This window comes from Pedobacter sp., assembly GCF_035566355.1.
GTDB lineage: Bacteria > Bacteroidota > Bacteroidia > Sphingobacteriales > Sphingobacteriaceae > Pedobacter.
The window spans coordinates 1-5946 of sequence record NZ_DATMRL010000703.1 but is presented as its reverse complement, the minus strand read 5'-3'; the positions used below and the strand labels follow the sequence as shown (position 1 = coordinate 5946).

General features: G+C 38.8%; 5 protein-coding genes. All 5 read left to right on the top strand.

Features of this window, described 5'->3' with window-relative positions; genetic code table 11:
* Positions 1-3048: RHS repeat-associated core domain-containing protein (locus VNZ46_RS27685; RefSeq protein ID WP_325564662.1), on the top strand; the 3048-nt coding region annotated here is incomplete at its 5' end.
* A 2-nt stretch (positions 3049-3050) separates the two neighbouring features.
* Positions 3051-3608: a hypothetical protein gene (locus tag VNZ46_RS27680; RefSeq protein WP_325564660.1), complete on the top strand. Its 558-nt coding sequence runs from the start codon at positions 3051-3053 to the stop codon at positions 3606-3608.
* On the top strand, positions 3583-4161 hold the full coding sequence (locus VNZ46_RS27675; RefSeq protein ID WP_325564658.1) for a hypothetical protein: 579 nt from the start codon (positions 3583-3585) through the stop codon (positions 4159-4161). Before VNZ46_RS27680 ends, VNZ46_RS27675 begins: the two co-directional genes overlap by 26 nt.
* 319 nt (positions 4162-4480) lie before the next feature.
* Positions 4481-5119, top strand: a complete 639-nt coding sequence (locus VNZ46_RS27670) for a hypothetical protein (RefSeq protein WP_325564656.1) — start codon at positions 4481-4483, stop codon at positions 5117-5119.
* Positions 5120-5403: 284 nt separating this feature from the next.
* Positions 5404-5745, top strand: a complete 342-nt coding sequence (locus VNZ46_RS27665; protein ID WP_325564654.1) for a hypothetical protein — start codon at positions 5404-5406, stop codon at positions 5743-5745.
* Positions 5746-5946: the final 201 nt, after the last annotated feature.

Sequence of the window (5946 nt, the reverse complement as noted above, 5' to 3'; positions counted from 1 at the left end):
CGGGAGGATAAGAAATACCTGCCTTATTCTGGCACAGTAGCGGCGAGTAACGGCGGCTATAAAGCCAATGCCATCACTGAACAGAATAGTTTTTATACCGACCCGACTAATGTTTCGGGCTGGAATGCGCCAGGAGTCACGCTCATTCCCAATAACACTGCTATTTCCAAAACAGTATTCGAAGCTTCTCCCTTAAACCGTATTATTGAGCGAGGTGCTCCGGGAACAGTTTGGCAGCCGGCGGCAAGTCGTACAGCTACGGCAGGAAGAACCGTTATCGTGGATTATAGTAATAATAATAGCTTAACGACCTACCCGACAACTGGGTTTGCGGTACGGATGTATAATGCCGATATGGTAACTGGTGCAGGCCATGAACATGAGCGCGTGTTGTCTGGAACTGGGTATTATGACGCAAATCAATTATACCTGACCATCAGTAAAGATGAGAACTGGACTTCTGCCGACGGCAAAGCAGGAACAGTTGAAGAATATAAAGATAAACAAGACCATGTTGTGCTTAAACGGACGTTTAACCAGAATGGAGGCGCTATAGAAGTTCTTTCTACCTATTATATCTATGACGATTTGGGTAACCTGAGTTTTGTACTTCCACCGGGGGCGAGCCCCGATGCGGTAGCTGTGCCTGTACAGACTACCCTGGATAACTTTTGTTACCAATACCGTTACGATGGAAGAAAGCGTCTAATTGAAAAGAAGATGCCTGGTAAAGGCTGGGAAGAAATGGTTTACGATAAACTGGATCGGCTGGTGTTGAGCCGAGACGCTGTACAGGCCGCCGCTAATAAATGGTTATTCAGCAAATACGATACCCTAGGCAGAACCATCATTACTGGGATTATGAGCAGTGTGGGTACCCGGGTTTCCTGGCAAAGCCTGTTTAATGCAGCAAGTAAAAATTGCGAACTCAGAGACAATACCAATAACAATACAACAGGAACCGGGTATACCAATGTGGCCTTGCCAGCCCATGCAAATGTACAGTCTTACTATACCTTTAATTATTACGATGATTATGACTTTTATGGTAATACCCTTAATCCCACAGGTACTCAAAGTACGGGTATCGCTGTTAAATCACTGCTTACCGGGTCTAAGGTGAATATTTTGGGGACTACGACCATGCTGCTGACCACGAACTACTATGATAGCTTTGGAAGGGTGATTCAGTCCAAAAGTACTAACCACCTGGGTGGTACAGATGTAACTGATCTGGCTTATAATTTCCAGGGTCAGGTGACCAGTAGTACTAGGACACATACTGTTGGCTCAACTGGCACCACCGTCTATATCGGTTACGACTACGACCATCGGGGCCGAAAGACCAGAACCAATGAAAAGATCGGAACACTGGCAAGCCCACAGGTGGTACTTTCAGAACTGGTTTATAACCAAGTTGGCCAAGTAACCTCTAAAAAGCTAAACAATGGGGTAAATATCACTGTTCTTGGCTATAATGAACGAGGCTGGTTGAATGCCAGTGCGGCACCAGGTTTTTTAATGGCTTTGAACTATGCAGATGGCACTACTCCACAATACAATGGGAATATTGCCAATCAACAGTGGAGTACAGCAGGTGGAGCAGGTAAAATGTATATTTATTCCTACGACAAGCTGAACCGCTTAACCTCTGGTATCTCTTCAGACAACAAAAATGAACAGGGGATTACTTATGATCTGATGGGTAATATTCAGACCCTGACACGTGATGCTTTATCTCCACAAGTGTATAATTATACCGGCAATAGGTTAAGCACGGTAACAGGAGGCTTAACTAGGAGTTATACTTATGATCTGAACGGAAATGTCTTGACCGATGGAACAAATACCTTTACGTATAATGTGTTGAACTTGCCAGCTACAGTTACAGGACCTAACGCTTCAACCTACACCTATGATGCTACTGGTAAAAAACTTACCCGGGTAAAAGGATCGGTGACTACGCATTATATTGATGGGATCCAGTACAATGGAGGAGCCGTGGACTTTATCCAAACGGAGGAGGGAATAGCCAGGCCAGTTTCTGGGGTTTATAATTATGAGTATACCTTAAAGGACCATTTGGGAAATGCAAGGTATTCCTTCAACAGCGCCGGAACACAGATCCAAGCGGATGATTATTATCCATTTGGAAAAACGTTTAATAGTTACGCATTAGGTACCAGAAATAATTATCTTTATAACTGCAAGGAGTTGCAAGATGGCTTAGAGCAATATGATTACGGGGCGAGGTTCTACGATCCAGCAGTGGGGAGGTGGACAATTCCTGATCCACTGGCGGAGTTTTCACGTAAACAATCCCCGTATATTTATGCTTTTAATAATCCAGCAAGATTTATTGATCCAACTGGAATGACTACAGAGGATCCAACTCTCATCGGTGGAACACTTAAAGAAGTAGCTATTTCAGGCACGCCAGTACACAAAAGCGCAGCTGCGGATATAGGTGATTTTTTATGGAGTGCTGTCGATTATGTACCATTTGTGGGCAGTGCTAAGCAGATTGGAATGGGTATTTATCATGGGGATTGGAAGGAAGCTGGTCTTGGTGTAGGTATGTTGGCTATTGATGTATTTACAGGTGGAGAAGGAGGAGAAGCAATAAGGGCAGGTGAAGTTTTAGCTGAGGATGCCTTAAAGATTGCGGCAGAAGATGAGATTAAAGAAGGGGCTGAAAAAAGTTTAAAGGACATTGAGAAAGGGTTTGAAGAACACCATTCAGATCCTGAATTTATGGGAGGAGACCCAAATCAGGGTACAACTAGGATGGAAAGAGGCGAGCATCAGGAACTCCATAAAGACTTAAATAAGCACTTAGATAATTACAAAAATGGGAAAGGAGAAACATATAAAAACGGTAATGTTAAATCAATGCGACCAGGTAGAGGAAATTCGAGAGCAATTATACAAAGAAACTTTAGTCGCCAAGAAAGACTTAAAGCAGTAGGCGATTTTTATAAACAGACCGGGGCTAAATACGGAGATGCTGCAAAAGATTTTTTTAATCAACACCCACATTTAAAATAAGTATGTTATTAGGATTTGTGCTTGTTATCTATGATAACAAATGTAATATGTATAAAAAGCTGGAATTGAATGAATGCGATAAATATAAGGATACTTATACTATCAATCGGATAGACCCTACAATCAAGATAAAGACAAAAAGGGCTTTTTCTAGTACATATGATAATCTTACCATTGTTACCGAACAAGTCAAATCGTTTTGTACAAATGAAGGATATGAAGGACTTGAATTCATTGAATTGCCAAATTCACCTGGCTTTTATTGGTTTAAGATTCATAACATAATAGAGTTTGATGCAGAGGCATATGGAACAAGGTTTATTAATTATAATAAACAGTGTGAAGGATATGAAGAAATAATAGGTGCAACTCCGGCATGCTTAAAGGTTAAAGAAGAGATACGTGATGGATTCTTTCGTACAGATATTAGCTTTGGCAGTTTTGCAACGAAAGCACCTTTAGAAATTATTGGACCAATGACAAAAGAAAAGTTGAAGGCCTCTGGATTTACAGGAATTGATTATAATGAAATATATGATAAATATGATTGGCAAAAATAATATGATTTACAAAAGAGTAAAAAGTAATGGGATATTTGTTTTGTTAATTATTAATGCACTATCTAGTTTTGGACAAAATAAGCCAATGATACAAAGTGGGGCATCGACAATATATCTACGTGAACAGGCAAATATAATGGGGCATGCCTTTTTAAAGGGTGACTATCAGACTTTTGCGAAGTACACTTATCCGGCAATTGTTAGTGCGATGGGTGGAGAAAACCGTATGGCTACCGTGCTTGCAAATAGTGCTAATGGAATGAAAACGCAGGGAATGACATTTGATAATATCACATTTGACAGTCCTTCTAAGATTATTAAAACAGGTAGTGAGTTGCAATGCACGTTACAGCAGCACACCACGATTAAGCTTGCAAAGGGAAGAGCCGTTGCTACTTCGACACTAATTGCTATATCAAAAGACGATGGGAAAAACTGGTTGTTTGTAGATACATCAAATAAAGATGCGATAACAATGAGAAAGGCACTTCCAAATCTTAGTGAGGCTATTGTAATACCACCACAACAAAAAACTGCTTTTTACAGCTTCTAAAATAGTGGCAATACGGCCCGATAATGATTGGGTCGTGTTGCTTAATGAGCATAAGCTTTATAGCCTTGAAATTTCTAATCAGTAGATCAACTTATCATGCTGCAATAACTCGATCTTTGAAAGGCAAATAAAGCGATAAAAGAACTTTAATATTTCTTACACTACCACTGTTATAATTTGATGCAAAGCTATTTCCATTATAAGCAGTCCTGCTACAAAATACTCAAATCCGTCAGGCGCCAGGTTCAAATTTCTTCCAACGGTTAGGTTATGAAAACGTAAGAACGAGTCAAGGAATGAATGTAAACCACAAAAGAATATGGGATTTAAGATAAACAAGTTCTTCATAATAATATCTCTGTGTTTCTTTGTTGCTGGATGTGGGGCCCCCGATTTTGACGAAATAGAAAGGGCCAATGTGTTCTATCAGGTTTATCCTGGTCAAACTGACATACTGCGTATTAGGCGCAAGATTGATGAAGGCGCACCTTCGATTCAACTTTTTGATAAAAAAGGGCATCAATTACAAAAAATTACCATAGCACCTATGGGTATCGTCTTGATAACATCGATGAAAAATGAGTCAATACAAATTACTTATTTTGTTGGTCAAAGTGATCTTGAAACATTTTTGCCTTGGTTTAAAACAAATAAATTCAATCCGATCCACATCGGTAAGTATTCTATTCATTATAATTATGAGGTGCAAAATAGCCATTCAGAAGATAAAGGTTCTGAAATAGACTCGCTACAAATTAATAAGAAAACAGAGACAACATCGTTGTTTTTAAATGGACACTTGATTGCTACAAAGCCTACATATTTCTTCATTCTTGATCCGTCTGAATTGCAGGCATATGATCCTGTTACTAAAGCCTATACAAAATACCCTTTTGCCAATAGTAATCTTGCAAAAGGGTATCTTAGAAAGATCTTAAATATGTACGGGAGCCAGTAGTTATTAGTCAATTTATTAAATTTGGATCAAGGCCCTGTGACCCGGTGATTAGGGTCAATGATTTTATTACTGGTGCTTCAGGAACTTCTGCTGCTGCATCTAGTTTAACAACAAAAATGCAGTCATTCAGTGAAATCCAAGGTTTGAATAAACAAAATCTAGGTGTTATGAATACTTTTTTTAAATCAGGAGGAAAGAGGCTTCGCCCAAGTAAGGCAGAGAAAGATAAATTCGTTAGACAAGGTTACCTGAAATACACCAAATCAATTCAAAAATTCTTTTAAATGAAAACAATATGTGTTCCCAAGGATTCAATAGCTCAAACTCATTTAGATTTTGATGAAAGCCAACCCGGCGAATTAATAGAGTTAAGCATGGAAGACGAAACCGTTAATCAGCTTTTGATGCTTGGCTTTTTTGATTCAATAAATAAACTAACGCACTCTAATATTGACAATTTCGAGGATGAAAGCATAACCGCAAAACATCAATTAATGAAAGTATTAGATAGTAACTTATTTGATAAGAAATCATATGATCAGGAACTGCATCAGGTAATCGATGATATTAAAGATTTATTCAATATGGCAATAGCCAGCAGTACAGGGGTTTATTTCTATTTTTAGATCTATAAATAACAAAGCCAGTGATCCAAAGATCCTGGCCTTGTTATTTATATGAAAGTTTTAAAGATTTGAATAAAGAAACTTGCGTATTGTTCTCTAATAAGCATGTTATCTTGGTTGGACAGAAGAAAGAAGGTGAAATGATTGTTAAACTTATAAAAAAAGACCGGAGAATTTATATATTCAAAGATTGAAGGCTTT